Source organism: Stenotrophomonas sp. HMWF003, from assembly GCF_003061285.1.
Lineage (GTDB): Bacteria > Pseudomonadota > Gammaproteobacteria > Xanthomonadales > Xanthomonadaceae > Stenotrophomonas > Stenotrophomonas maltophilia_AP.
On sequence record NZ_QAIW01000069.1, the window covers coordinates 1 to 1,811 of the forward strand.

Below are 1,811 nucleotides of genomic sequence, written 5' to 3' on the forward strand. Positions count from 1 at the left end.
TCATCACGCGGATCAGCACCGGAACCTCGCGCAGACGCGAGGGCTGGGCCTGGTCGCGGGCGATGGGGACCTCGGTGTCCATGCGCAGGCTGAGCACACGCGACGGTTCGGGTTGGGAAAGCAGTTGGCGCAGCACCGCGTCATCGGCGTGGCTGGCGGTGCGGCCCCCACTCCAGAACGCATCGGCGGCGGCGTGGTCGCCGCGCGCGAGTGCATTGAGGTAGTGGCGCACCACGATGCCTTCATCCTCGGCCCCGGCTGCCACAGCACTCAGCGGCGCGGGCGCGAGCGGAGCGACGGTGGCGGCATCGGTGCTGTCGGCCGCTTCGGCACCCGCGGTCCCGGACGCTGCCGTCGCGGCAGCGCCAGGCGCATCGGCGGCGGGGTGACGCTCGCAGGAGCAACCGCCCAGCAGCAGCGGCAACAGGATCACGGCACGACGCATGCGGGCACTCTCCCCAGGTGAAGGAGGGCAGAGTGTAGCGGTCGGGTGGCGCGCTCAGGGCGCCTGCTGGATCGCCTGCAGGGCCGTGAGCACTTCGCCGAGCTGCGGCTGCAGGACGCTCAACGGGTGGCCCGGTTCGTGCGCGTGCCGCTGGGCCAGGTCGTGCAGCAGCTGGGTGGCCACGATGGCGGCGGCGCGCTCGTCGCCGCTCAGGCCGGTCTGGCGCCGTGCGATTTCCATCAGGCGCATCCAGTCCTGCTGCGCGCGATGTTCCAGTTCGATCGTGCAGCGTCCGCTGCACTGCAACCCGTCCTTCTCGATCGGGGTAACGGTAATGCGATAGCGCTGGGAGGGGCTGGTCATGGCGGCTGGCGTTGGGGGGACGAAACCACCATAGGCGTGCCGGCGGCCGGGGGCGACGGGCGCGGCCGCACGCAGTGTTCCACCGCGCGCGTTCCACGCTGGTGCTGTCGGCCGGAGATGGCCGTGGGTGCAGCGTTTCCGCGCGATGCGGGCGCGTCTCCCCCAATTGGCAACGCTGTGTTTCGCAACCCCTGTGGTCGAGAGTCGGCGGGCGGCCCCAAAAAGAACGGGACGGCCAAGGCCGTCCCGTCCGGGTGCTGCAGGAAACGCGCTGGTTACAGCGCAGCGTCCTTGAGCTTCTTGAGCGGACGCACCTTCAGCTTGGTGGAAGCCGGCTTGGCGGCAAACCACTGCTCTTCCTTGGTGAACGGATTGATCCCCTTGCGCTTCGGCTTGGCCGCAACGCTGACGGTGGTGATCTTCAGCAGGCCCGGCAGGGTGAAGCTGCCCGCGCCCTTCTTGTGCACCGAAGCGGCGACGGCGCCTTCCAGCGAGGCGAGCACGGCGCGCACGTCCTTGGCGACAACGCCGGACGTTTCAACGATGTGTGCAACCAGACCAGACTTGCTCAGTACGTCCTTGATCGGCTTGGGAGCGGCCGGCTTGGCGGCTGCCTTGGTAGCGACTTTCTTTACTGCCTTCTTCGGGGCAGCCTTCTTAGCGGTCTTTGCCATGGTTTCCTGTTCCGTGAACGGTTGGTTGTTTGGTCGCGCCGAACCCGGTCGGCAAGCGAAATGTAGGCCAACCAGGCGGCGCCGCCAATAGGCAATCGCATAAAAGTTCGCGATTTCCTGCCTGCCGGTTACTGCAGTGCATCAGCACATGCCCGAAAAACAGGGCGGACGATCGCCCCGGTGGTCTCGGCCAGGAGCGACGGAATGCCCGTCGGTTTGCCCCAAACCCCTTGAAAACAGCGGTTTTCTCGCCGCCATGCGGCACGGCGGCCGGGCCCGGGTGAGCGCCTGCGACGGGCGCGGCCGCCGGACCGACGCCGTGCTAACGC

Annotated in this window: 3 protein-coding genes; all 3 read right to left on the minus strand. The window is 68.2% G+C overall.

Translation table 11 applies throughout. From position 1 onward, the window contains the following. Nucleotides 1-445, minus strand: a 445-nt coding sequence (locus DBR34_RS02635; protein ID WP_128095579.1) for a hypothetical protein, incomplete at its 3' end; no start/stop codon positions are given. A 54-nt stretch (nucleotides 446-499) separates the two neighbouring features. Continuing rightward, on the minus strand, nucleotides 500-808 hold the full coding sequence (locus DBR34_RS02640; protein WP_128095580.1) for a DUF3861 family protein: 309 nt from the start codon (nucleotides 806-808) through the stop codon (nucleotides 500-502). A 275-nt stretch (nucleotides 809-1,083) separates the two neighbouring features. Then, entirely contained in the window at nucleotides 1,084-1,482 is a 399-nt protein-coding gene (locus DBR34_RS02645; RefSeq protein ID WP_038689886.1) for an HU family DNA-binding protein, read from the minus strand. Nucleotides 1,483-1,811: the final 329 nt, after the last annotated feature.

Excerpts from the sequence above, each read along its gene's own strand:
- DBR34_RS02640 (WP_128095580.1), bottom strand. The coding sequence starts at position 808 with ATGACCAGCCCCTCCCAGCGCTATCGCATTACCGTTACCCCGATCGAG.
- DBR34_RS02645 (WP_038689886.1), bottom strand. The coding sequence starts at position 1,482 with ATGGCAAAGACCGCTAAGAAGGCTGCCCCGAAGAAGGCAGTAAAGAAA.